General features: G+C 29.2%; 16 protein-coding genes. 15 read left to right on the top strand and 1 reads right to left on the bottom strand.

Features of this window, described 5'->3' with window-relative positions:
* Window positions 1–274 precede the first annotated feature (274 nt).
* Complete coding sequence (locus BLV37_RS06420; RefSeq protein ID WP_091728901.1) at window positions 275–2,500, top strand: PHP domain-containing protein; 2,226 nt, start codon at window positions 275–277, stop codon at window positions 2,498–2,500.
* Between the two features lie 105 nt (window positions 2,501–2,605).
* On the opposite strand, the gene BLV37_RS06415 is transcribed toward BLV37_RS06420, so the two are convergent.
* Window positions 2,606–3,343: an ATP-binding protein gene (locus tag BLV37_RS06415; RefSeq protein WP_244270486.1), complete on the bottom strand. Its 738-nt coding sequence runs from the start codon at window positions 3,341–3,343 to the stop codon at window positions 2,606–2,608.
* A gap of 138 nt (window positions 3,344–3,481) precedes the next feature.
* On the opposite strand from BLV37_RS06415, the gene BLV37_RS06410 reads away from it, so the two are divergent.
* The 14 genes from BLV37_RS06410 (at window position 3,482) to BLV37_RS06345 (ending at window position 26,929) form a co-directional block, all read left to right on the top strand.
* The gene (locus tag BLV37_RS06410; RefSeq protein WP_091728896.1) at window positions 3,482–3,883 is read left to right on the top strand and encodes an ATP-binding protein; all 402 of its coding nucleotides are present in this window, start codon (window positions 3,482–3,484) and stop codon (window positions 3,881–3,883) included.
* Window positions 3,884–4,318 carry a hypothetical protein gene (locus BLV37_RS06405; RefSeq protein WP_091728895.1) on the top strand — a complete coding sequence of 145 codons (435 nt, stop codon included), beginning with the start codon at window positions 3,884–3,886 and terminating at the stop codon, window positions 4,316–4,318.
* Between the two features lie 207 nt (window positions 4,319–4,525).
* Window positions 4,526–6,055, top strand: coding sequence for an IS21 family transposase (istA, locus tag BLV37_RS06400; protein ID WP_091728892.1), 1,530 nt, complete (start codon window positions 4,526–4,528; stop codon window positions 6,053–6,055).
* A gap of 742 nt (window positions 6,056–6,797) precedes the next feature.
* Window positions 6,798–7,079 carry a Smr/MutS family protein gene (locus tag BLV37_RS06395; RefSeq protein ID WP_091728889.1) on the top strand — a complete coding sequence of 94 codons (282 nt, stop codon included), beginning with the start codon at window positions 6,798–6,800 and terminating at the stop codon, window positions 7,077–7,079.
* 4 nt (window positions 7,080–7,083) lie between these two features.
* Window positions 7,084–7,659, top strand: a complete 576-nt coding sequence (locus BLV37_RS06390; protein ID WP_091728886.1) for a hypothetical protein — start codon at window positions 7,084–7,086, stop codon at window positions 7,657–7,659.
* Window positions 7,656–8,327: a hypothetical protein gene (locus tag BLV37_RS06385; RefSeq protein WP_091728884.1), complete on the top strand. Its 672-nt coding sequence runs from the start codon at window positions 7,656–7,658 to the stop codon at window positions 8,325–8,327. The genes BLV37_RS06390 and BLV37_RS06385 overlap by 4 nt, the downstream gene beginning before the upstream one ends.
* A gap of 152 nt (window positions 8,328–8,479) precedes the next feature.
* The gene (locus tag BLV37_RS06380) at window positions 8,480–9,145 is read left to right on the top strand and encodes a hypothetical protein (RefSeq protein ID WP_091728881.1); all 666 of its coding nucleotides are present in this window, start codon (window positions 8,480–8,482) and stop codon (window positions 9,143–9,145) included.
* A complete protein-coding gene (locus BLV37_RS06375) occupies window positions 9,146–11,920 on the top strand; it encodes a hypothetical protein (protein ID WP_091728878.1) in 2,775 nt (924 codons plus the stop codon).
* The gene (locus BLV37_RS06370; protein WP_091728876.1) at window positions 11,921–13,444 is read left to right on the top strand and encodes an Hsp70 family protein; all 1,524 of its coding nucleotides are present in this window, start codon (window positions 11,921–11,923) and stop codon (window positions 13,442–13,444) included.
* Between the two features lie 13 nt (window positions 13,445–13,457).
* Window positions 13,458–13,832 (top strand): hypothetical protein, encoded by a 375-nt coding sequence (locus BLV37_RS06365; RefSeq protein WP_091728873.1) that lies wholly within the window; start codon window positions 13,458–13,460, stop codon window positions 13,830–13,832.
* A 421-nt stretch (window positions 13,833–14,253) separates the two neighbouring features.
* The gene (locus BLV37_RS06360) at window positions 14,254–15,249 is read left to right on the top strand and encodes a hypothetical protein (RefSeq protein WP_091728870.1); all 996 of its coding nucleotides are present in this window, start codon (window positions 14,254–14,256) and stop codon (window positions 15,247–15,249) included.
* Between the two features lie 95 nt (window positions 15,250–15,344).
* Entirely contained in the window at window positions 15,345–17,057 is a 1,713-nt protein-coding gene (locus BLV37_RS06355; RefSeq protein WP_091728867.1) for a gamma-glutamylcyclotransferase family protein, read from the top strand.
* 717 nt (window positions 17,058–17,774) lie between these two features.
* On the top strand, window positions 17,775–21,848 hold the full coding sequence (locus BLV37_RS06350; protein WP_091728864.1) for a hypothetical protein: 4,074 nt from the start codon (window positions 17,775–17,777) through the stop codon (window positions 21,846–21,848).
* Window positions 21,849–21,859: 11 nt separating this feature from the next.
* Window positions 21,860–26,929 carry a DEAD/DEAH box helicase gene (locus BLV37_RS06345; protein WP_091728861.1) on the top strand — a complete coding sequence of 1,690 codons (5,070 nt, stop codon included), beginning with the start codon at window positions 21,860–21,862 and terminating at the stop codon, window positions 26,927–26,929.
* Window positions 26,930–26,943 lie beyond the last annotated feature (14 nt).

Here is a 26,943-nt window from a genome sequence, read left to right as displayed (position 1 = left end):
ACAATTTAAATTGTAGCTAACTAAAAATGAAATAATGGAGAAATAGTCAACTTTCCATATACGATAACAGAATGAAGAATATACAGTCTTTTAAATACTTGAACTAATTTTCCATATGATATTAAGTAAAATTTCAAGCAAGTTTAATATCTTACTAATATAAATCAAATCACATTTTATGGAGAATTTTAAAGGATTTATAATATAGTTGTAGAATTAGATAAATAATAAAGATTAGTTCAATAATATATATACTTTGGAACAGGAGGCAAACATGAATAATGTTATTAACTTGAATACACAAAGTGGTTTTGTTGGAGTTGACTTACATGTTCATACACCTGAATCAAACTGTTATAAAGGAAAGAAATGTGAAGAAGAATTTATTAAAATATTGGAAACGTATCACACAAAAAAAGTTAGGGTTATTGCAATTACAGATCATAACACTATTGATGGATATCGAAGATTATTACAAATAAAAGAAGATAAATTAAATGAGTTAAAATATTTAAAAAAACATGTAGACAAGGCTCCCGAGCTTCAAGAAGAAATCAACAAAATTGAACAAATACTAGAGTTGTTTACTGACATATTAATATTACCTGGAGTTGAATTTGAAGCTTCACCAGGAATACACTTGTTGTTTGTCTTTGACCCTGAAATTGAAATAAAAAACATCGAGAGATTTCTAGAAGATGCTGGATATACTACTGATTTACAAGGTAAAGAAAACATTGATAGAATATCTAGGTATGATGTTTTACAAGCTTTAGAAAAAGCTGAATTACTGGGAGCTATAACTATAGCAGCTCATTCTGATAGTAAAAAAGGTATATATAATGATCTACAAAAGGGCACTTATAGAGCACAAGTTTTTTCATCCGATTATTTAATGGGAATTTCATATAATAATCCTGATAACGAAGTTAAAATGAAATTAATATATGATAATAGTAAAGAGTATAGAAGGAATAAGCCTATAGCGTTTATTCAGAGTTCTGATTATCATGGAGAAGACAATAATAGGCTATCTATAACATATTTTAAAATGGAGAAACTAGACTTTAAATCGTTATATAATACTTTTTTAACTCCTTTAGAAAGCATAAGCCCTACTCACGATCCGGCAGTAAGAAATTTAATTGTTAGAATAATAAATGATCCTAGAAGTATTTCTTTTAAAGATTTTACCGAGGAAAATTTTTTGGACATATGTAAAGCTACATGTGCTGTTTTAAACAATGGTTATGGAAGTATTGTAATTGGAACTGATAAGGAAAATCAAAGTTTAACAGGAATATTGAAAGAACGTAAAGAATGTTTTGAAATTATCGATAATATTTGTAAGGAAATATCATATAATAGCCATGGATTTCGTGTAGCTAGCAATATCTATCCTGCTGGTAATAGAAATATAATTATTATGCACTTAAATGGAGATAAAAATCCAATTTATTGTTATAAAAATAATGCGTATATATATAAGGATAACAAAATAATGCAGGCCACTCCAGAAGATATTATGAATATTGGACAAGATAAAATAATAGATAGATTTACAAAATTTAACGATGTACTTAGTCAAAAAATATCTAGGTTAAGTAAAGAGCTAGATCAACTAAAAAAATCCAGAACTGAGTTTAGTATTTTTAATAAAATTGAAAACAACTCAATTAAACTTGGTGAAATATGTAATATTGATATTGTATCAAATAGAGATGTGGATAATAACTATAGAATAGCTAGAAATGGTAAAGATACGGGTAATCTTTATATAGTTTCAGATAATTCTTCACCTCACTTACCATATGCGTACTTAAGATGTACTTGTCCAAGAACTAATGAATATGATTTACAACATGATGAATTAATAGATTATTCAGGTCAAGCTATAATTGTATTACCTAACGGAGGATGTTATTTTATTGATAGCGATGAAAAATGGAGTATAATAGATAAAATTTTGGATAAACCTATTTTATTATTAAGAATAAAAGAATCCTATAAAAAAAGATATACTGTGCAGTCGCTAACAGGATGGTTGAAAAGTGCAATATTAATTTGGTATGCTCAGTTATTAGATGAAGAGCTAAATTTTGTAAAACTTGAGGTTATTAAAAATCTACCAGTTATTATATCAAAAAAGATGAATAAAGAAGGAAGAATTCACGATATTATTAAAAACATTGCAGTTAAGGAAGTGAAGTTTTTGTCTTTTATGGATAATTTAGCAAATAATAATACTGAAATTAATATTATAGAGGAAGTAGCAGTAAGTATAGATAATGCATATGAAAAAGAAGGAATAGGTGAGATAGAAGAAATAGATGAAGTAGAAAATTCCTATGTTACACAACATAATGATGAAATTAGTAATTTAGCAGTACAGATTAATGAGATGTTTTATAGTGAATTAAATTTGGAAGAAAGTGAAATAGAAGTATTGGAAGATTATTTTGGTGAACACAGTCTTTATTATCCAATAAAGAAAAATTAATATAATTATGAATTACTACATTTGTTTAGAATGAAAACTAAGAGATTATAAGAAAAGAGAGCATTTAATCTGAACTGACCCTTGTCAAGTAGACAGGTAATTTAATTAAATATCTATGCACAGTTGGATGTTTGATTTCGATATTCCATCGGAGTTAAGCATCCTAATAGTAATGTAAAATTTTTTGAGAATTCTATATGCCTGCGAATCTGATACATTTAATAGTTCAATTACATTATCCCTAGTAGTGATCCCCTTCTGTTCTCGTGCTAATTTAAGCACTAACTCCTCATATTTTATGCTACCTATTCCTGTTTGCCTAACATAACCAACTGCATTATCATTTTCTCGGTATACTTTTGCACTCAGAATATATGCCCTAGATTTTCCACTACCGACTGTCTCAATAAGCCCGCTTTCAATTAGTCTTTCTACATTTGATTTGGATCTACTTTCACTAATATTAATTATTTCAGAAATACTATGAATATCAAGTCTTCTCTCACTTTGCAAAGCAGATAATATCAAAAGAGAATAAATGGGTAGTGATCTCCCCATTCTGTTTTCTTCATTTGAAATCATTTTAGTAAAAGCTAAATTTGGTTTTGCACGTTGAATGAATAACTTTACATACCTGTCTGTTGATTCTGAATAATCGGGGCATGGTATCCCGTACATAATAGAACCTTCAAAAATTCTATATATGCCTTGCCTAGTTCTTTCCGCCAAACCAATTCTTTTTAGTGCATCAGCTAAGGCTGGATTTCGCCCGTGTGGCTCAACTGTTAATAGGTTATTAAGATTAACTCCTTCAATAGATCCGCCAGGATTACTAATTGTCATTCCTTCGTCTTCGATAAGTAATCTTAATATAGTATAATCTCTATGGCAAAATGCATTTACAAGGCTCTCGCGGAAAGCAACAGGAGAAAACTCTGGAATAGAAACTCTATAATAGATTAGTTATACTTAACCAATGAAATAGAGCAAGAAAGTATTACGAAAATATTCTATAACAAGTACCGAGATCTAAGATTATCTTTATTTAATGATTTAGACATACTAAAACAGACTTTAAAGGCTTTAAACAAGGTAGAATTGTTAATAATAGACGAACTATCCTACTTGAAAATGGACAAAGAAAAAGAGAGCATATTTTTCCAAGTTATCCGCCAAAGATATGAAAAAAGCTCCCTAATAATTATAACTAACCTTCCCCTAAGTAGATGGGATGAAGTATTTACAGGTCAATTAGCAGCAACCGCAATACTAGACAGATTAGTTTATCATTGCCATATCCTTAGTATAACAGGCGACAGTTTCCGTGTCAAAGGTGAGAAATATCTAGAAGGTAATCGAAAAGATACTAAGGAGGATAAATAGATGGCAAATGTTCCTAAACAAGACTATGAGAAAATAGTTAATATATTCAATGAGTCTGGAGAAAAAATAGCTATAGACTACATTCAACAAAACTATGGGATAAAAGCTCCTCGAGGAGTAATATCAAGAATTAAGCAATCTCCTGAGTATAGTTATGATAAGGAAAATAGAAAAATCATAAAATCTAGTAAACAAGATGAGTCAATATTTATGGGTTTAGATGAATTATGTAGTAAAGGGATTACTCCAATGGATCCTGTAACCCCAGTTCTATCAACTAGAAGCAACGATATTCTGGAATTACTATTCAGAGATCTAATGCAAGAAAAATTATTGGAGCTAAACAAGTACATTACACTAAATAGATATTCCGCGACTATTGAGATTGATAAGCAAGCTTTAGTAAAGGATGGATACCAAATAAATATTAACTAGATTTAAGTGGTCAAAATTAAACGTAAATAATTAATCCAGGTGGTCAATTTTAAATGTAAAACATGAGATTGACGCCTGGAAATATATAAATATTAAATTTATGAGTATATTGTTTATGCTAATCTAAAATTACCCCAAATTCTAATTGAAAATTCCCCTAGAGGAAATATAAAATAACCCTATGATACTTCATAGGGGGGCAAGGGGATGATTAGTTTAATGGACAAGCAAGAAATAATAATATCACATTTTTTAGAGGGAAAGTCTCAATGGGATATTCATAGGCAAACTGGATTTGATAGAAAAACCATTAGAAAATATATTAATCAATATGAAGAAAAAAGAAAAGCAATATTGGATTCAAATGAAGATAGGTTGGTTTTAACCGAAGACATTGTAACACCTCCCAAATATGATACAAGCAGCAGAACTAGGGTAAAATTAACTGATGAAATAACAGACAAGATTGACAAAGAAAATGAATTAAAGAAATCAACGGGTAGAAGCAAGCAACAGAAAAAGAAAATAGATATTTATGAATGTCTAATAGATGAAGGTTACGATATAAGCTATCCAACTGTATGTAACTACATAAGAGATAAGGTAAATTTAGAAAAAGAAGCATATATAAGGCAGGAATATGGATTAGGCGACATAGCTGAGTTTGATTGGGGCCATGTAAATTTAACAATAGGTAATAAACCTAAAATAGTTCAAATGGCCGTATTTACAACTGCAAAAGGAAATTTTAGATTTGCTCATCTCTACCAAAATCAAAAGATGGAGAGTTTCCTAGATTCCCATGTAAAATTTTTCAATAGGGTTGGTGGAGTTCATAAAACTCTAGTTTATGACAATATGAAAGTAGCAGTAGCTAAATTTGTAAGCAGGACAGAGAAAGAGCCAACTGAAGAACTTTTGAAATTATCAATTTACTATGGATTTAAATATCGATTCTGTAATGCAAGGCGAGGCAATGAAAAGGGCCATGTAGAAAAAAGCGTTGAATATGTAAGAAGAAAAGTTTTTAGCAAAGAGGATTCATTCCAAACACTAGATGAAGCTAATAAATATTTACAAGAAATATTAAATAAATTGAATAGCAAAATATATAAGCAATATGATGATAAAAGCCCAAATGATATTTTAAAAGAAGAGTTACCAAATTTACTAAAGTTAATGCCGAGTTATGATATTGCTAGGACAGCTGAAATAAGGGTTAGTAAATATTCAGTAGTAAGTATAGATGAAAACAAATATTCAGTACCAGATGCTTTAGTAGACAAATTCGTAACAGCCAAAGTATATCCAGAAAGAATATTAATTTACCATAACAACATTAATGTAGCTGAACATATAAGAAATCATGGTGCTCATACTTGGAATATAAAAATTGAACATTATCTAAAAACACTAAAAAGAAAGCCTGGGGCAATTCATTCAAGCACAGCCATGCAACAAATGAATCCCAGACTTCAATCAATATACAATAAATATTATACAGAAAATCCAAAGGATTTCATAGAGCTAATAGAAATAATATCACAATACGGATTAGATAAAATAGAAAACATAATTAAGGATTTAGAAAAAATAAGCCCAATAGGGATAAATACAGAAAAAATAAAACTTTTATGCAATAGAAATAAAGATTACATATTAACAAATACAAATAAAGAGGCTACAGAAATTGAGGAATACTCAAAAACAATTCTAATTGACAAATACATATATTAGCCAGATGGTCAATTTTACTTGACAATCAACAATCAGGTTTGTTAGAAAAAGAATGTGTTACTTTGTTCATATGCATCACCTATATGAATATATGTAGGTTTGTACAAATATAGAACGAACATTATATGATGACTATAAATTGACAAGATGGAAACTTTGCATTTAGAAAGTATGGCGAGAATTTGAAATATAGAAAATACAGCATTATGACAAGAGGAAGATTAAGAATCAGAGTTTTATGCATATATAGGAAAGCTTGAGTACAAATATAATTAGAAAGGATATGGAGCATTCATATTAGAAAATTTAGATGAAGTATTTAATAAGGTAAATAATAGGCTAACGAGTCAAGTTTTTATATATTAAAATGAGAAAAAGGTGCATAAGTTGATTAATAGTCTAAGAGGAAAACTTAATCTCTTAGATATGTCCCTTTATAAATTAGCTGAATTTCATAGAAACCATAGACTTGAAACTACATTTACTCGAGGTGAATTAAAAACTAAAAATTTAGTGTAAGTATGTATTTTGAAACTTTACTGAAGATTTTTCTGCAGATTTGAGAAAAAATAAAAAATGCTTGTAAAAATATATAAACAATGCTATAATTTATGCAAGCACTAGCAATAGTGATTAATTTTGGTAACTGCATAGCGAAATAGATGCCTATTTTGTTGTGCAGAAATTAGACTTAATCAGTGTTGCTGGTGCTTTTTTGTATACAAAAATAAGGAGGGAAAAGATGAGAGCCTATTTTGTTTCAAAAGAGCACGTTGAATTAGATCTTCATGGAATGACAGTTGAGGAAGCTAAAAGATACTTAGAACTAAGTATAGTACTAACTCTAGATAACGTAGATGAGATAGTTGTTATTCATGGATATCGTGGGGGAGATGCGCTTCGGAATTTTGTTCAAAATGATTTTGAATCAGAATATGTAAGTAGAAAATATTTGTGGCTAAATCCTGGGGTTACTTCATTCATTATTAAAAGAAACATTAGAGAAAATTTAAAGGAGGCATAGATCTATGAAGAAACATTTTGTAGTTGTGGGTAAAAAGAAAAAATCAGTTTATATGTGGGACTATGTTGAAAATGAATATTATGAATTTACATCAACAAACAAATCAGGTTTAAATTTTCATTTATACAATGTAATTGAAGTTGACAGTGACAAATTTGAAGTTTTACGAAATAGTTCAGTTATTAAATTTGACCTCAAAGATGCAAAAGCTATTGGCAAGACAGACTTAAAGCTATTTTTAGAAAAGATGAAAATAATATCAGGCTGGCAGTTTGCTACATTTGAGGACTTATTTAACCAAAGAAAGGAAAAATGGAGAATTATCAGCCTAGTTAAATTTTCAGGATCAACTATTACTAATGGACAGCTTAGGATTAAACATAAAGAAGATTATTCATATTGCGATATATTAGATAATGAACTAAAGAAGGAAGAAGGCTTTGAATATAATGGGATAGCACTTATGGAATATATACCAGATAAAAGGAAAGAAAGAAGCTTCAATTTAATTTTCTCTGTAGAAAATAGCTTCAAAAAACAAAAAAAGAAAAAAGCCAAGTATATACTGCTGAAGATATGATTGATTTGCAGGATGGAGATGCTTTACGTAGCATGTTTCCTTCTAATAAAAAGTATTATAAAGAAATAAATGCATACATTGAAAATGAACAAGCTAAAACACATAAAAAGATTGAAGAAGATTTTATGCTTATCAACTATGGCAAGATACCTAATGAAGATTATTTTGAAGAATACATTGATGAAGATATTTTACAAGATATAGTTAATGTTGGATTTGACAATTGGAATGAAGCTAGTAGTGTTGATATTTTTGATGGATATAATGAGTATGATGATTGTGCTTACTTCGGTTTTGGAAGGACTGATGAAGAACAAGAAGAACAAAAGAGATTAGCAATCTCAAAAAACAATTCATATGTCTACCAATTAGATAAATTGCTTGGAAGTTTCAGGATTTATATAGAAAATAACATAGAAGCCAAAACCTTTGCTATAAATAATAAATATATAGTTATAAATTTACTTCATCCATACTTATCAGAACATGTAGCTAATGAATTGTACGAAATATCAGATATAGATTTAAATGTACTTATGAAGTATGACAACAGAGTTAGAAGTATATTAAATCGCTTTAAAAATTATATGCCAAGTATTAATATCCCTAATCTTGCATCATTTCACAATCAATTCGCTTCCAATGATGATGAAGATATTCCATTTTAATATTATGGATTTCTTAAAAATACAAGATCACAATATAATCTAACATAAAGTACAACAATAATATTGACACAATATAATTTCGACAAAATATGTCAGAAAATTTAAAATAATTGTATTATAATTAAATTGATGAGCAAGAAGGGGGATGCGAGATGGGATGGGCAAAATATGCTGAGGATAATATGGAGATATTTAATAATAGGATGTATGATAAGGGGATAAATTCTATTTCATTTAAGGAATTTAAGAAAAAAGTTAGGCATAACCTTGAACTGATATCGAAGGAAGAGGAATATCAATTAGTTCTAAGAGAATTAATTAAAATAGACAGATGGCTAGAACTCGTTAACGACATGGCTAATGTTATACATACTCCTCTTCTTCTTAAGTTCCTTAATGACCAAAAAAAATATCTTCTTGCAGATAAGGAAAGTTATATTAATTATAGGTATGACCCCAAATTTAAAACGCTTAGGAATGTTCAGGTTGACAGAAATAAAATTAACTTTAAAGATTATATCTCTAATCTTATTAAAAAATATGCTCTATACATTATAGATAATATGAAAGAAATAAAAAATAACACAGATCATGAAGCCATAATCCTAAATTCTTTATTACTAGACTTGGAAGACTTTGCTAAAAAGTATTTAGATATAAATAAAAAAACGTTACAAGTTCCATTGGTAAAATATGTTCGAGAAAATGTTATTAAGGAAGAAAAAATCGTAAGAGCTATATGTAACAAATGTGGAGAGAAAACATACAGCGATTTTAATCATTGCATATACTGCAAATATACAAGGGGGGACAACTAAATGGATCTTAGTTTTCTAGACAAAAAAGGTACAAAAGAATTTAAAAACATTCTAGAGTTTCTAATGAATCCTGACTTAATTGAAAATACTTCACAAAAAACAAAGTTTGGGAAAATTGAGTATAGGAAAGAAGTTATTCTTAACAGTTTCAAACATCTAACTTCAAAAGATAGACAGAGTTTGATTAGAAATCTAAGAGATGAACTAAAAACTCTTGAAGAAATTGTGAATTCATTTGATGAGTTTAAGATATCGGAATTCAAAGAAAGTATAGCAGCTTTTCTTTATGACTTAATGAAAAGCATTAATGACTCAACACTAAAATCAAGAACATTTGAGGTTCTTTATTCAAATGATTGTGAGTACTCACTAAGGATTATCATGGAAGCGGAAACTCAGGAATTAAAAAAGCAACTTTATGAAATATGTTTACACCAAGATCAAGAAAGAGGGTATCTGTATGGGCTATTAAGTGATGTCAATAGCACATCTCCTGGTTCGATAGACACAGAGAAAATGCTAAATGAAATCAATACCTTACAGCCTTACCATAGTAATTCTATTTTAGAACTAGTATTAAATAATTATAAAGCTAAAGACGATTTGATTGATACAATTAATAGGAATATAGTTTTAAGGGATTTTAACACATTGATGACTTTGGCAAAAAACATCAATTTACTTAGCCAATACAAATTTGAGGTAGACAAGGAAGAACTATTACTATTAACTTGGATGTTTGATATCAAGGATGAAGATAGACTTAAATATGAAATTATGAACAAGGATTTAAGTTCATATTCATATGAATGGCTTATTTACTTATCAGATAACCTGTTGGGGACGGATACATTAAGAAGAAAAATTGGAATTAAAATTGTAAGTTATATTGCAGGAGACAAAAATCTAAGTCAAGATAACACTGATAAAATTGCTGATATTATTAAGAACCATATGAAAAATGACAAGGAATTAAAAGATGACTTTTTTGAAGTTTTAGTAGAACTAAAATCCATGAAGGGATTTTATGAAATAGTTGATATGATATTTGAAGGGGAGTTGCGACTGCTTAGAAATAAAAATGTGGAAAAGTATATTTATGATAAGTTAGAACAAACAAAAGAAAATAAATTCATAGTTAGGATAGATAAATCTGATGAAGATCTAGAATTAGATAAAGACTTAAATCCTAAAATCCTAGTTCTCTTTTTTAGAAAAAAATCACTTAAGGAAAACTACCTATTTTTGAGTATGATGAGGGATTCAAACAATGCTTTGTATTCTATAATGATGGAATATTTTATCAAGATTATTAAGAATAAGTTAGATGATGATAAAAAATATATAAAGCTTATGCTCATGTTTGATTATGAGTGTGAGGATAAAAGTGTTCTAATGGAAATCAAAGACTTTGGGGAAAAAAATCAAGGAATCATTAAAGGAGCAATTGAAGTGATAGACCCAAGTTTGCTTGAGGATCATTATGCTAAAGAAATTGAACAGGCTTTAGCGAATAAAGACAATCGCTATATTATTGAAGTACTTAAGAAAATAGAAAGTCTGGATATTAGGCGTAATTGTTCCTTAATAATAGTAGAAGGCCTGCTAAGAAATGATTTTTATATGCTAGTAGATATATGGGGGAATCTTTCACTAGATGTAATTAGCGAAACTAAATATAAAGAAGAGATTTTTGATATGTTAGCTCGGAAGGAGATTGAATTAACAAAAGAAGTTATAGACTTTTTAGACATGATTAGAATAGAACCTATTACTTTATACAGAAATGTAATATTACCAGAACAAAAAGAATATTTAATGGATATGTGGCATAAATCAGGAGATAATGGAAAGATTGTAAGCGTAATTAAAGAAATATTATTAGTTGAAGCCAATTGCTTACAAGACTTGGAAGATATTTTTAAGATATCAAGTTGTTATGGAATAAACAATCCTGGTCTTGTAGCAATAGCTAAAATAAAAGCATATTCGTTAATCAGTATAAGCCTACTAGATATTAGTGTTGAAGTTGAAGGGGCACCAGACTTATTAGATAAACTGGTAAGTAAGTTAGAGCTTTTTAGTCTAGTCGATAAGTTTGTAAAGGATGAAACATTTCATCAGGAGTTAGATAAGAGAATAGTTGATTATATTATTAAAAAGCTAATGATAAATACTTCTGAGAATACTATATGGGAGTATTATTGGGATAATATCAATAAAGAGCTGAACGCTAGAAGCTCTAATAGTAGTAGAGAAAAAATGGAGTCCTTTTTTTCCAATCTAACTAATACTAAAGATAGAATAGAATGGTTTTTAGATATAATTGATACTAAAACCCTTCCCAACGAAATATATGTGGAAGTAATAGAAAGCTTATTAATCTTATTGAATAAATATAATAGAATCATTCTACAAAGCAAGCAAGAAAACGATTCAGTAAAGAAAAGCACTTTAAAAATAATAGGGACAAGCATTAGTAAACCTTTAAGTAATATAGAAAAAACAATAATAACTAGAAGTAGTGATGTTACAAGCGATACACTAATAGAGAATATTAGAAAATTAAGGAGATCATTAAAAGAGGTTGGGATTGATACAGTTGAAGATATAGATAATTATGGGACAAAGGTTAGTTTTAATAATAAAAGGCATGAAAACAATCAACCAATAGGCATTGACGAGGGAATAGTAGATTCTTTAGGAATTAGAATTGATAATGAAAATATAATGTTAAGTACTTTATTAAATAATCTAAAAATAAGGGGGATATAAATGAAAAATATTTCTATAGGTATAGATTTTGGGACTACAAATACTTCTGTTGCTTATATGAAATATAATAACATTTGGTCTGTATTTAGTCCTGAATGTTTTGATTTAGATAGAAGTGATACTATTAGAACGATTATTACCTACAAGGATGAAACTAATTATTGGATAGGTGAAGATGCATTAATACACTCATACGAATATCCATATGGATTTGTTAATTCACTAAAAAGGCAAATAGTAAGCGATACACTTAAAATTGCAGGTGTTAAAAACAAATCTGATTTAGACATAGTCTCTGATTTTCTATCCGCAATTATGAAAAAAATTGAATCACAAATTCCATATGGTACTCAAATAGGAGGAGTGGCCATAGGTATACCTATTGGCTTTAAAGACAAGGACAAGGAGTTGTATTTAAGGGCTATGTTGAAATCAGGAATATATAAGGATTATAACATTGCCAAAGCTAATACAATTTTTGTATCTGAACCTATTGCTTCAGTATTAAATTATAATTTATCATTAAAAGATGACAAAAGAGTTTTAGTCTTTGACTTTGGGGGTGGAACCTTAGACTTAGTTATAATGGATATGAAGAATATTAGAAATGCAAACGAGATATCTCCTCATGATGTTATTTCTAAAAAAGGCAGATTAAATCTTGGTGGAGATGACTTTGACAAGGCTATACTTGAAAATATCGTTGTAGAAAAATACGGGATGAGAAGTCTTAAAAGAGATCTGGGAATAAATAGGATAGAAGATCTGCTATCAGTACAAGAAGGTATAGAACTAATGAATCAAATTAGAATAGCAAAAGAAGAGTTATCAAGATACGACTTTACGACAATAGCCTTTGAAAAAGGAAACCTAAAAATGAATATTGAGATTACAAAAAAAGAATATGAATTAGCTATAAGTTCCTATCTTAGAGAAATAAGAGAATTAGTGTTGGACTGTTTAAATGAATCAGGAATTAATTCTAATGATATAGACATAGTCGTACTTGCGGGAGGAAGTTCATTAACCCCAGCTGTACAAGAACTTTTATATGAAATTTTCGGCAGAGATAAAATAAAAGTGAATGGGGATGCAATGACAAGTATTGCAAGAGGATTAGCTTTAAGGGGCTATGATCCAAATGCAAACAAATACAATGATATTCTGGAACATGACTATGGAGTCAAAATGAAGGATGAATATGGTCAAAAAGATATTATAGAAACAGTTCTTAACAAAGGTAAAAAAATAAAAGAACTAAATACAGAAGAATGTTATAAGGAATTTGAGTTAACCACAAACGCTAGAGGGAGAAACGCATTTAAAGTTAGTATCTGTGAAAACGATGAAGAAATAGGGAAAGCATATATTCCCATTGAAAAAGAAATGACAAATTCAAGTTTCAAGTTATACTTTACAATAGATGAAAATAGCGATAGATTAGAGTTACATATTTACGATTCAATGTGGGATGAAAAGCTAGATATACCAATTGAGAATAGATTCTTTGAAATAAATAAATAAAGGGGAGCATTAAATGAGTACACTAAAATTGGGAGAAAAAGAAAGATATGATATAAGTGAAGAGCAAATATTGAAGTACAATATTAATGAAGGGACTATTTCGCCATTTACTAGACTAAGGGTAATCGACATTGATAGTGATAAGGAAGAGATAGATATTAAAAAGCCGACTCCAATAGAAGAAGTTGACATCAAAAAAGTAAGTAAGAAAACTAAAGAAAAAAATGTACCAGATGATGAAGAAGTTGATATCAAAAAGATAGGTAAAAAAGCTGTAGGAAATGCTGTTTCTGATGATGAAGTCGATATTAAAAGAATAACTTACAATAATAACAGTAAAAATGCAACTGAAGATGACGAAATAGATATTAAGAAAGTTAAGAAATAAGCTTAGTAAATAAATGATTAAAGGAAAATCTATAGAATCTTTTTAGTAACTAGATTATATTGATAAGACTAACAATAAATTTGTATCAATAAGAGAAGAGGATGTCACTGATCCTCTTCTCTTATTAGCATTACTATTATTATTTTTAGAAGTTCATCTAAACTCTTTGCATCAGGCTTGTTAGAAAATGAATGTGTTACTTTATTTATACTACATCACATATATGAATATATAGATTTGTACAGATATAGATCAGTGTGGATGGTATGGCAATAATGCTAAGAGCTTTCTAGGCAAGAAGATGAAATCAAATAGAAGGATATATATAAATTCAAATAGAATTAATAATAAATAAATCTATTTGAATGGGAATGGTTGTTATCTTTTAACAATTATATGTATCAGAAAGGGGCAAATACATATGGATCTTAGGCATGCAATAGAAGAATACATTGTCAAAAAGGTAAAAGGCAAAGAAGAAAAAGAACAGGTGACAAAGCTTTTGTTAGGGGAATTAGACCCATATTTAAAAGAAGAGCAAGTACACTATAATATTAGTTTAGAATCTTTACAGGCAAGAAAAGAATATAGACCAAGTATCGTGGATGCATTCTATGAGCTGTTAAAGAAAACAAGAAATAATAAAGAATATACTCAGAAAAGAATTGTTTCATTTTCAGAGTATTTGCAGAAGAAATATAAAATAGAGTTGGAATTAGGTAAAGTATTTGAAAGAGAAACTTTGAACCCATACGAAAGACTAGTAGACTTATTAAAAACACTAAATAAAGGCATGACGAAGAGTGAGTTAATGGATCATTATAGTATTAGCAGAAAGCCATTGGAAAGTGACATAAACCAGCTAGTAATGGGCACGAAAATTCTTGGACAAGAGGTAAAAATCCGTGATATTCAAAAAGAACAAAATAAAATAACCTATCAATCTACCATTCATCCGATATTCCTTCCACTTAACATGACAGAGGTATACTATTTAATCATGGGGCTTAAATCCCTTTCAAAAGATCAAAGAAATATAGCAAGCAAAACCTATGATGATTTAGCAAACAAAATATACTGCCAACTATCTGACTATGCAAGAAATAAGATTGACATGAAGGGTAGAGAATTAGGAATCAGGTTTCCCTATGTAGATGAGTTTGATACATATAATGGTAGTAAAGATGAAGAGAAAATGATTATTGATAAAAAGAGAGATGCTATATTGTATTTATGGAAGGCTGGAGTCAAGTGTACGATTCATATGAATAATGATGACATGGAAATAATTAAGGATTGTTACATAGATTACGATATAGCTAAAGGAGATATATTTGTCAAAGATTCATTATATGGGACAAGGATAAGAAAATTAGATATTAATGAAGTGTTAAGGATTGATTATGACTATATATAATCTATATATATTTAATTTAGGGTAGCTGAGCTACCCTTCGTGATATATATTCCTTGATATATTTTATATAGAGAATAAATCAGGGAGGTAATAATATGAGAAAATTATTAAACAAAGCAAATCCAAGCAGAGAGAACTTTAATGAATTTAGAATCCAAATGGAAGAGAGTTACAACTTATTTATTAACCAGGTTGAAGGTAAAGCAGATGTACAAGCACTAATCGTGCTAATAGAAGAGCTAGTCTCAAATCAAGATTCAGATGGATATTGGAGACTAATTTCTAGTGATGATATACCATATGATGCAAAAGTTGAATATTGGAAATATCCAACTATATTATTCACTTCAATTATGATTAAATTTCAATTAAACTATCCTAAATTATGTAATAATTTAAAGGGATTTGATACCACACTTATTAGAGCTCTTAACATTTTAGAAAAAGGAAAACTTGTTGGTCATGGATTTAGTTCCTTTAGTTTTAGAATTAATGCAATAAAAACCTTGCTTAAGGCAGATATAATGAGATTTATTGAACTATATCCCGAGAAACATGAAAAATTTACTGAACTGATATATTTTAGTAAATCAGAAATTGAAAAATTATTGAAAGAGGGAAACACTCGATTTGACTATGATGAGGAATTTTCATTGAGGATGGAGGATGTACTGAATAAAATGAATAATAAGAAAAAAGTATTTTTGTTTGTTTATGGAACATTAATGAAGAGTAATAGACAGAAGCAATCTTATTTAGAGGAAGCAGAGTTTAGAGGAGAAGGTATTTTGAGCGGTTACTCTCTATATGATTTAGGATATTATCCTGGAATAGTAGAGAGCAAAGATGGAAGAGTAAAAGGTGAAGTTTATTATATATCAGAAGATAAGATTCATGAGCTTGATATCTATGAAGCAGAAGGCTTACTGTATAAACGAGTAATAGCTCAAGTTTATAGCGATAAAAATGAGAAAATAGACGCATATGTTTATGTATATAATCAGTCTATTGAAGGTAAAACCAAAATTGATTTTGTGTATCAACCTTGGTTTGAAGGTGTAGCATACATCTACACAAATTATGTGTGGTATGCTTGCTATGGATCTAATATTAACAAAGAACGTTTTATGAAGTATATTTTAGGAGATGCAATTAGGAGTGGATGTAGGGATAAAACACCTCCTGTTGACGAAAAACCAATAATCGTAAAATATCCAATTTACTTTGCAAATCATAGTAGTAGATGGAATAACAAAGGGGTAGCTTTTCTTGATATAAGTAAAAGAGGTAAAAGCTACGGAAAAATGTACTTAATCACTAAAGAACAGTTTGAAGAGATTCATCAGCAGGAAGGAAATGGACCATCTTGGTATAATAAAAAAGTAAATTTAGGATTTCAAGGAGGAATACCAATTCAGACCATTACCCATGAACTTCGTGATATACAAGAGGTCATTCCAAGCATTGATTATCTTGAAGTTATTAAAGCAGGAATTAGAGAGACATATCCAAAACTAAAGGATGTAGATATAGATGTTTGTTTGATGAAGAGATACCTAAAAGAAGAGTGTATTAGTATTTTGAGATATCTAAGGGCACAGGAACATGGAGTTACAATCCAGAAGATTAGTGATGACTTAAATAAAGATATAAGAAGTATTATTAGTGCAGCTCAAGATTTAATTGAAACAAAATTAATAAAACAGGACGGGAGAAGTGTTAGAAGTGGTATAGCTTGGAATGCTGATGAGGCTATATATTATACAATACCAGATAAAAGAGAATCAATTGATAAATTTATAAAATAATGGGGTAATAAGTAGTACTATTAAACTAGAGGAGGGGATATAAATTAATACAATAGGGTATATAAGGGGATATAATTTTTATAATAGTTCAGTTAATAAATTTGTAAAGTATGTTATTTCAACATTAGGTAGAGAATTTGAATATGAAACTTTTCTAGAGGAGACTGGTGATAGTTTTAAAATTCGTATGGATAAAAATGGAATAAATGTATCTATAGAAGATGAAAATAAGCTATAGAAAAGAGATTCTTACGCATTAGACAGGTATATCTTAATTATTTTATTTGACTAAGGTTTGAAACTCGACAAAAAAAGAAGTCAATATATAAGATATTGTTATGGAATACTTGATGTTTAATCTGTTGAGTTAAAGATAAAATATATGCCTTTATTACTTTTGTTGGCTACATTTACATAAAATAAAGGATATTAGAATATGTTTGTGGAATTTTTATACTATAGTGAATCTTCTGTAATAATGAGGCTGTTATAATATATCAAGAAGTATTTAAATGCTTACCATTTACTTGAGTTTATGTGAATTATAGATGACCTATAATTGAAAACATTTATTTAATCTGTTCTATAAGTCTAGGATAAAAAAGTCAAAGATTATAACCTATAGTAATTTAATAATATAATTTAAAGCCTATGATGTCATTAGTTTTTAGGTAAAAATATCAATTTATGATTTTGGGATAAAGGGGGATTTGCAAAATGGAGGTGCTATTCAAACAAGGGGATGTTAGAACTAATATTTTTGCTGAATTCAACAGTATTTCGGTAATTGATTTAATGTGCTTAAAGAAATTAATAGACATTGTTACTAAAGGGAAGTCTAAACTAAGCTATTTAGATTTCGCATATGAAATTGTGTCGGAGTATTGGAATACTGATTTGTCTAAAGTAGAACAATCTTCTGAAATAAAGTTGTTCAATGAAATAAAAAACACTTTAATAATCAAATATGGTCTTTCTATGATTTCAATGAAGGAAGATGTTACTCAGATTTTAAAGTATATGAACGACAAACAAGTTAATATTAAACTATTAGGCATGGTGAAAAAATCTTTAAGCTACCTAAGGAATCCAATTGATAACAATAAGATTACTAACGCTAGTTTTAATTATTGGAATAACTATTTGATCAGCGAATGGAAATGCAACAATGATTTATTTGAAACTCAAGGACAAAATGAAATTATTATAGATAAGAATTGGGTTAAATATATTTATAGCAACAAAGACACAATATATCGCGATATCTCAAATTGTCTCCAAGCCTTACTAAACGGAGAATCACTAGTTGTAAAAGAATACAATAATAGCGCCTTTCAATCAGATAAGGAAGAATTCTTATCATTGGAAAAACTTGAAAAAAGAATAAAGTTCCATCAAATGTTAAATAAAAAAAATCATATATGTCTTGAGGTAGCCTATGATTGGCTCAGCTTCAAGAATGAGGATTATGTAAAATTAAAGCTGGAATTTGATTCATATATAAACAGGTATGGTATCAAGATAACAGTTCAAAACTATCCTTTTGTTACATCATTGATATTAATTTTTACAGCTATATATAGATATAACGATGAGGACAGTAATGGATATTGGCCTGAATTTTTTGGTAAGGGTGATTATCAATATAAAGATGCCTTATTAGCTATGGAAGTATTAAAAGAAGTAGCAGATAAGTTTAATATTAACTCAGAAGATAGACGTTACCTAGAAAAGACTAATTTATCAGAAATTTTTTCGCAAATTTATATACCTGAAGTATCTATTCGAAAAATTTATAGTGCTATTTATAAATATTACTTCAGGTACAGTAATAATCAACGAATAGCTAGTGTGCATATTTTTTTAGAAGATAACACATATAGACTAGACAAGCCAGGAATTTTCTTCTTGTCCGAAGACAAAATTATTGACAATCCATTTAATAAGATTATGGAAATGTTTAATAATTGCCTAGATAATAAAGAAAATATTGAAGCTATTGATTATTTACCAAAGCGTTTTCTAACCTCTTTTGAAAAATGGATTGAATCGGATAAAGTAGATATTGACTCCCAGAAGGAGGAATATTACATTGCAAATCCGAGAATACGTTTTGATATACCAAATGAGAAGTTACTTTTGATGTTGCCACAACAAAGAAGTAAAACTTATAGTGATGAAATTTGTGGTTGGAATATTTTTATTGATGATTCACCAAAAAAATTTATTGATGGACGAATTATTAAGCGTAAAGATGGAGTTTATATAGTACTAGATGAAGAGATTGAATTAACTTATTATGAAAATATAAAGATTGAGTATGTCTTTAATAATAAAGTAGTAGGCAAGTGGCAAATTGAAAATACCAATTCGTTTATTTTATTTAATGAATATGGTTATTATTTGAAAAGTGATAAATTAAATAGAAGTAAATGTGTAATTGGAATTATAAACTCAGAATATAAAGATCAAGTTCATGTGCTTGATAAGATCACCTTAAAGAATTGGAAGGGTTATATCTTCTACTATTTAGATTTAGAAGATATAAGTCAACGAGAGATAGTATTCAGTGGTTCTGGAAAAGAAATTATTTTTGAAATTGATGATCGACCTAGTGTAAAAAGAAACTCATACAAGTTAGCATTTGAAAAGCGGGAAACTAGCCCACATAATTTTGAGGGTATTAATATATACGAAGATATTGGAACCTTTAGTTTTCATGCGCCAAATATAGATGCGAATGATATAGAAGTTCGGTTAAGACCATTAAACAATAATAATAACTTTGAATATTCATCGTGCTATAGAATAAGGCAGAAGAACTCTAATAGTATCGAAATAGATTTTGATAAAGACAAATTACCTAAAGGATACTATAGCTTATTAATAAGTTGTAAGGAAAGAACCATCACGAAGGAGACCTTTATTCTTATAGATCCAATTGAGTACAATGATGGATTTGGTATGTCTTATGAAAAAATAAACAATAAGCATGAAAAATTCATTTTAGAGAAAGGTTTACATTATCAAATTGAACCATCTCATATAACATGTCTTGTATCTGAAGATATGAATAATTATTATATCGAACCTTCAAATGTTGCTAAGGTAAGATTTAATCTACTAGTTCATGGAATTACAGTACCTATTTCTAAGGTTATACTGCCAATAAGGTGGGATATTACTGGATTAGAAACTGTTGTAGACAACAAGGATCATAACCAGGTAAGAGAAATATCTAAACAAGCTTTTGATAATAGTGACATCCGTTTACAGATTATTAATTACGATTATAGATATAAAACATTAACATATAAGCTAGAGATAAAAGAAATAAATAATAATGAAAGTATAGTTGAAACTAGAAAGCTAGGTTATGGGGATCAGTTTAACTTTCAGTTTAAGAATATCAGAGATAGGTTGATTGATTTTCATAATATTTCAATCAAGATAGTTGTCTTAAATGAGGAACAAGAAATCTTATATGAACAAATTATCTTGAATGTAGCAAAAAAAATAAAGATGCTTAATTTAAAATCGGAATTTATTGAGAATGTCCTGATTATATCATGGGATGAAGAATACTCCAATAAATCAAGGATCCTGAAACTCTATAATTATATTAATCCTTGGAAGAACCCTTTGGAGTTTGAACTTTCCGATGGTATTACAGAGGTGATAGTGGCACTTGATAAAATAGACTATGGTTACTATTTACCAGTGTTAGATTATAAAAAAGAATATAGTCTTTTTGACAATATTCAAGAGAAAAGGGATTTCTTCAAAAAGAATGATATAAAAAATATAATCGCTAATGATATAGCAATAAAAGTGGAGAATGAAGACTTTATTTTGGGTGAGCTATTGCAGTGTTACGCAAATGGGCAGTCTAACAATTCACAATTATTTGAAGGCTTGAAAAATACAAGTGCTTTATCAATCAGTAAAGTATTTATGACCCTTACTCAGATGAGATATTTTACTGTTGATCAGAATCATGTAGAGACATTTATAAAAGATTCATTTAGAATACTGAACTTAATTATTAGTAGAGAGGGATATGAAAGAGTTTTAAATGGTTTACTTAATATGACTAACTATCTCAATAATCAAGATATGAAACTATGTGTTACAATGTTGCTAGCAACGAGAAAAGATAAAGAAATTTCTAATGAAAAAATCGATTTATTATCTGAAATAAACATAATAGATGCCTTATGTAGTGTGAAAAATGGAAGTGGGGCACTTACTAGCAATTTAAAAAGTCGTTGTGTATCAACTTTTGAAAGAGAGCTTTTATCTATTGCTAGAAAACACAAAGAAATTTCAAATGTTGTAAGAAATGAGATTGAAATAATCAACTCTTTCTGGAGTTGGATAACAGAATATAAAAACAGTTATATTCTTAAATATGATTATTCTCTACCAAGAGCTTTTAGGATTTATGAATTTGAAAAAGATATTTCTACAATGAAAGTGAATGGAAATAAAATTGATGATCTTGTTGAAAATATTAAGTGTGACAACAACTGCTCATACTTTAAGTTACCAGAAGAATTAGCTAATCGTTATAAGATCACTAAAGAGCAATTCAATACCATTAAAGATCTGCTTGAAACTAACATGAATGATTATTATCGTTCCTTATTAATTTCTGCATTTTTGTCGATTGTTCCAGTCGAGACTATGTCTGATGATGATTACTACAAAATGATTATGGAAGAATACTTTGGGAAACGATGGGAATTATTTGAAAGATATAGGGCATTTTTCAAATTGATATTTATATAGGGGGAAGATATATGAGCATTAACCCAATTGCAACTACAGAAAATATAAGGGAAGAGTACACTAAATATCTGAAATCCATGTTCTTATTTAAAAATAAGGAATTAAGGGAATCAGCGGATAAGGCAATTGAACTTAATAAATCTGAATTAGTAAAAGGTCCCTATCTTGAATCAACAGCAATGTATAAAAGTGGTAAGGATTTAAAACAATTAGCAAATGAAAAAATATTACATAAAAACTTTGTAAAGCTAATCCCTAGGATTGGAGAATTTCCACTACACTTACATCAAGAAAAAGCAATTAAGAAAGCAGTTGTTGAGAAAAAGAATATGATCGTTGCTACTGGTACAGGCAGTGGTAAAACTGAAAGTTTCTTGATACCGATCCTCAATCACTTAGCAGAACAACATAGTAATAATGAATTAACTCCAGGAGTTAGAGCACTGATTCTTTATCCTATGAATGCATTAGCAAATGATCAACTAAAAAGATTAAGAAGCTTATTAGCGGATTATCCAGAAATTACTTTCGGAAGATATACAGGTGAAACCAAAGAAAAGAAAAGTGAAGCTCTTGATAATTTCAAGAAAATGAATCCAGACCAACCACTTTTAAAAAACGAATTATTATCTAGAGAGGAAATGCGGTCAAATCCACCACATATTTTATTAACAAATTATGCAATGTTAGAATATCTATTACTACGTCCTGATGACAATGTATTTTTTGATGGATTATATAAAGATTATTGGAAGTATATTGTTTTAGATGAGGCTCATGTTTATTCTGGTTCTTTGGGAAGCGAAATTTCATATTTGATAGCTAGATTAAAAGATAGGGTAGTTGATGGAGAAAAAGGCAAGATAAACTTTATTGCTACTAGTGCAACATTAAGCAGCAGTAAAGAAGAAATTAAACATGTTGTAAAGTATGCTGAGGATTTATTTGGAGAGGACTTTAGCGAAGACTGTATAATTACATCTGAAAGAGTAAGAACTAACGCAAATGCAAATTTAATCAAACCACCATTGGATACATACAAGAAAATCTTAATGTTAACTGAAAAATATACTGGAAGAGAATTAGCAGAGGCAATTAATAAGGAAGGCATATATGAATCTATAAACCCTAAAAGTGAGTCATATGAAGTTCTTTATGACACATTAATTCAGGATTATTATGTAAATAAGTTAAAGATCGTTATTGAGAACAAAACAAAGTTGATTGAAGAAGTTATAGTGGATGTTTATGGGGCTGTGAATAATGAAAATATTGATGCTTTTCTAGCAATGGTAGATTTAGCTGCTAAAGCTAAAAAAGAAGATAACTCAGATGTGTTACTACCTGCAAGATATCACACATTTTCTAAGGCTATAGAAGGTGGATTTGTAAGATTATACCCAACAAAAAAAGTTTTCTTGAATCGTAAAGAGTATGAGAATATTGGAACAGAAAAAGTTGGCATCTTTGAATTAGCCAATTGCCAGAAATGTGGACAAGAGTACCTTATAGGCAAGATAGAAAACGGATATCTAAAACAATCATCTGGCTTTTTTAATGGAGAAACTAAAGAAAGACTTGAATACTTTTTACTTAAAGAGGACTACTCAAATATAGAATTAAATGAAGATTCTTTAGTTGAAGATGACGAATTATTAGGTGATGATTTCAAAGCAAACAATGCTGAGAGATATATTTTATGCACAAAATGCGGGAAAGTTGCTCCATATGCTAATAGGACAGACAAAGAATGTTGCAAAAATCCTAATCTTATCATTGTATATAAAGTCAATCATAAAGGTTCGATTAATACTTGTTTAGATTGCGGTAGTTATGGAAGAAGCATTGTAAAAAGACTTGTAAATGCTGACGCACCAACAACCGAAATGTTAGGGAGGACGCTCTATCAGAATATACCAGGAGAAAAAGTCACATTTGCATCCGAAGAAGATAATGACTTGACTGAAACTGAAAGCGAAAGTCTCTTTGGAAACTTTAATTTCTTTGATACGGTAGAAGAAAAAACTAGTCAAGATATAAATGGAAGAAAACTATTAGCTTTTTCAGATAGTCGAAAAGAGGCAGCTTATTTTGCAACTTATATGGATATTAGGTATAACAATTATTTGTGGAGAAAGATTATCCTAGATGCAATTGATTCTCTTGACGATGAAGAGATTACAGTTAATAAATTGCATACAAGAATATATAAAGATATAGAATCACAAAAAGATTTACTTATTGATAAATTAGAGGATATTGATGAAACAATTTCTGCTTATATAATGTATGAACTAATGTCATATGAAAGAGAAATTGGATTAGAAGGAGTTGGCATGCTATCGTTCAGCTTCCCAAAACCAGATTGGTGGCCTCAGGGACTTGAACTTTGTGGATTGAATAGTAATCAAGTTTGGCAAGTAGTAGAGCAGTTTTTCCATGGTCTGAGAATTTATAGGTGCGTAAATTATCCTGAAGATTTGCGACATGAACATCCACTATTTGGTCAACGTACTAAACCTATTTATTTTAGATATGAAGATTCTAATCCTCAAAAGGGAATTATGAGTATCAGGCCAAAAGAAAACTATAGTAACATGAGATTTGAATACTTAGTAAAAATATTCACTGAATTAGGTGATAATAAAAAAGTTGCTAAAGAGAAAGCAGATATTTTTCTTGAAAAAATATTTAATGATTCAAATTTTATTAGATTAATGATTGATAGAGGAGTATATATATCTAGATATATTCCAAATGAAGGCAATGTTTATCAATTGAACTACAATAAGTGGCTATTTAAAAAGAATCAAGTACTTTATCGTTGCAATATTTGTGGTAAAAAAACACACATTAATATTGAGGGAGTATGTTCATCATATAGATGTAATGGACAATTAGAGCTATTTAGGGAAGAGGTTTCAAGGCACACATATTACTCTGATATTTATAATAATATCAAAAGAATTCCAATGGTTATAAAAGAGCATACAGCTCAGCTAACAAGTAGGCATGCCTCTGAAATACAAACTAAATTCGAACAAGGCAAGGTAAATATTTTAAGTTGCTCAACTACCTTTGAAATGGGTGTTGATGTAGGAAGCCTAGAGGCAGTATTTTTACGGAATATACCTCCAGAGACAGCTAATTATGTCCAAAGAGCTGGACGAGCAGGTAGGAGAACAGCTTCAACAGCATACATTTTAACATATGCAAAGCGTAGATCTCATGATTTGTACTATTTTCAGAATCCTGAGAAAATTATTGAGGGCAAGATTAAACCTCCATATATAGAGAAAAGTAATGACAAAATTGCTTTTAGACATCTATGCTCTATTGTATTTTCATGGTTATTTAGAAAAGATGAATGTTATTTTTCAAATGTTGAAAAATTGTTTGCCTATAATCAAGACTATCCATCAGTGGATATCAAGTTAAGAGAAGAGTTGAATAATCATCCACAAGATATCTTAAAGTCTTTGCGAAACGTTTTTACTAAAGAAGTTCAAGATGTCTTTAAAATAGAAAGATGGAAATGGATAGAAGAAAGACTTTTAAAGGATACTGGGAATTTGATTATTTCGAAAGAGAAGTGGATTGAAGACGTAACTGACATTATAAAAATAAAAGATGATAACTTTGCAAAAGGAAAACCTACAGATTCTATAACTAAAATGCTAAAGACATTTTTAGATAAGAGTGTAATCGATTTTTTAGCTTCAAATAATGTACTTCCTAGATACGGTTTTCCAATTGATTCTGTAAATTTAGATACAATACATTTGGGTGAAGCGTCAAAGAACGTAAATCTAAGCCGAGATTTAAAATTAGCTATATCAGAATTTGCACCAGGGAATAAGGTAATAGCAAATGGAGTAATGTGGGAATCTTATTCTATAAATATGTCAAGGTCTAAGTGGTGGCCAACGTACTTATATGCAATATGTGATGAGTGTCATACTATTTATAAAGAACCATGTGATTATAATTTAAAAATAGCAGACATAGACGAAGATAAAAAATATTGTGCATGTGGAGCTCCATTAACTATGCATAAATTTATAAAACCTATTTTTGGGTTCTCAACTGATAATAGTAAACCAGAAAAACCAACATTATCAAAACCAGTTTCCTCCTATAGTAGTAAGGTGTTTTTTCATCAATATGATGATAATGAGAGAAACTATCAAAGCACAGTGGATGTATATAACATTCCTATAAAATATACTTATTCTCCAAGAGGAAACTTGTTTATTGTAAATCAAGGGAACAATGGTAGAAGTTTTAGGGTATGTTCATGGTGTGGTTATGCTACTACTAACGATTATGACATAGAGTTTGAACATAAGAACAAATATGGGAACAATTGTGGGAATAAGTATTTGAACAAGGTAGATTTAGGACATGAGATTATTACAGATATTATTGAAATAGAATTACCTAATGTGGTAAATAATTTTAGCGAAGCATTTTATTATTCAGTACTGTATGCGTTAATTGAAGGTGCAACTGGTTATCTAGGAATTGATAGAAGAGAGATTGACGGGTGTTTGAATTACACAAGTCAATCCGATATGCCATCCTTTATATTATTTGATCAAGTACCAGGAGGTGCTGGTCATGTTAAGAGAATTGGAATAGAATTGGACAAGGTAATAAAAGAAGCAAAAAAACGTGTAAGTGGATTATGTGAATGTGGTGAAGAAACCAGTTGCTATGGTTGTTTGAGAAACTATTCTAACCAACCATATCATGACATACTTCAGAGGGGACTAGCCTTAAACTATTTTAGAGTAATGGAGAATATTAATAATTCATATAAGGAAATTGCTTCATCAAAAGAAACTGACATAAACTCTATTATTTTGTATTGTAAAGACAGGAATATAGAAGTTCCAATCGAAGGATACGAGTTAGAATTAGATAATGGTGATTTACCAATTGCGGAGCTTGCATTTGTGGAAATGAAAATTGCATTATTTTTGGATGATCAACAGGAAGAGAAAAATATTTTTAGTGATTTAGGATGGAAAACTTATTTCATTAATGAGTTTAATTTAAATAAATGTCTAAGTGATTAATTTATTAAGATTTC

Origin of the sequence: Proteiniborus ethanoligenes (assembly GCF_900107485.1) — a bacterium.
GTDB lineage: Bacteria > Bacillota > Clostridia > Tissierellales > Proteiniboraceae > Proteiniborus > Proteiniborus ethanoligenes.
The sequence above is the reverse complement of the archived record's forward strand: the minus strand, read 5'-3'. Positions and strand labels throughout refer to the sequence as shown.

Coding starts and splice junctions, on each gene's coding strand:
- BLV37_RS06420 (WP_091728901.1), top strand. CDS start 275: ATGAATAATGTTATTAACTTGAATACACAAAGTGGTTTTGTTGGAGTT.
- BLV37_RS06415 (WP_244270486.1), bottom strand. CDS start 3,343: ATGACAATTAGTAATCCTGGCGGATCTATTGAAGGAGTTAATCTTAAT.
- BLV37_RS06405 (WP_091728895.1), top strand. CDS start 3,884: ATGGCAAATGTTCCTAAACAAGACTATGAGAAAATAGTTAATATATTC.
- istA (WP_091728892.1), top strand. CDS start 4,526: ATGATTAGTTTAATGGACAAGCAAGAAATAATAATATCACATTTTTTA.
- BLV37_RS06395 (WP_091728889.1), top strand. CDS start 6,798: ATGAGAGCCTATTTTGTTTCAAAAGAGCACGTTGAATTAGATCTTCAT.
- BLV37_RS06390 (WP_091728886.1), top strand. CDS start 7,084: ATGAAGAAACATTTTGTAGTTGTGGGTAAAAAGAAAAAATCAGTTTAT.
- BLV37_RS06385 (WP_091728884.1), top strand. CDS start 7,656: ATGATTGATTTGCAGGATGGAGATGCTTTACGTAGCATGTTTCCTTCT.
- BLV37_RS06380 (WP_091728881.1), top strand. CDS start 8,480: ATGGGATGGGCAAAATATGCTGAGGATAATATGGAGATATTTAATAAT.
- BLV37_RS06375 (WP_091728878.1), top strand. CDS start 9,146: ATGGATCTTAGTTTTCTAGACAAAAAAGGTACAAAAGAATTTAAAAAC.
- BLV37_RS06370 (WP_091728876.1), top strand. CDS start 11,921: ATGAAAAATATTTCTATAGGTATAGATTTTGGGACTACAAATACTTCT.
- BLV37_RS06365 (WP_091728873.1), top strand. CDS start 13,458: ATGAGTACACTAAAATTGGGAGAAAAAGAAAGATATGATATAAGTGAA.
- BLV37_RS06360 (WP_091728870.1), top strand. CDS start 14,254: ATGGATCTTAGGCATGCAATAGAAGAATACATTGTCAAAAAGGTAAAA.
- BLV37_RS06355 (WP_091728867.1), top strand. CDS start 15,345: ATGAGAAAATTATTAAACAAAGCAAATCCAAGCAGAGAGAACTTTAAT.
- BLV37_RS06350 (WP_091728864.1), top strand. CDS start 17,775: ATGGAGGTGCTATTCAAACAAGGGGATGTTAGAACTAATATTTTTGCT.
- BLV37_RS06345 (WP_091728861.1), top strand. CDS start 21,860: ATGAGCATTAACCCAATTGCAACTACAGAAAATATAAGGGAAGAGTAC.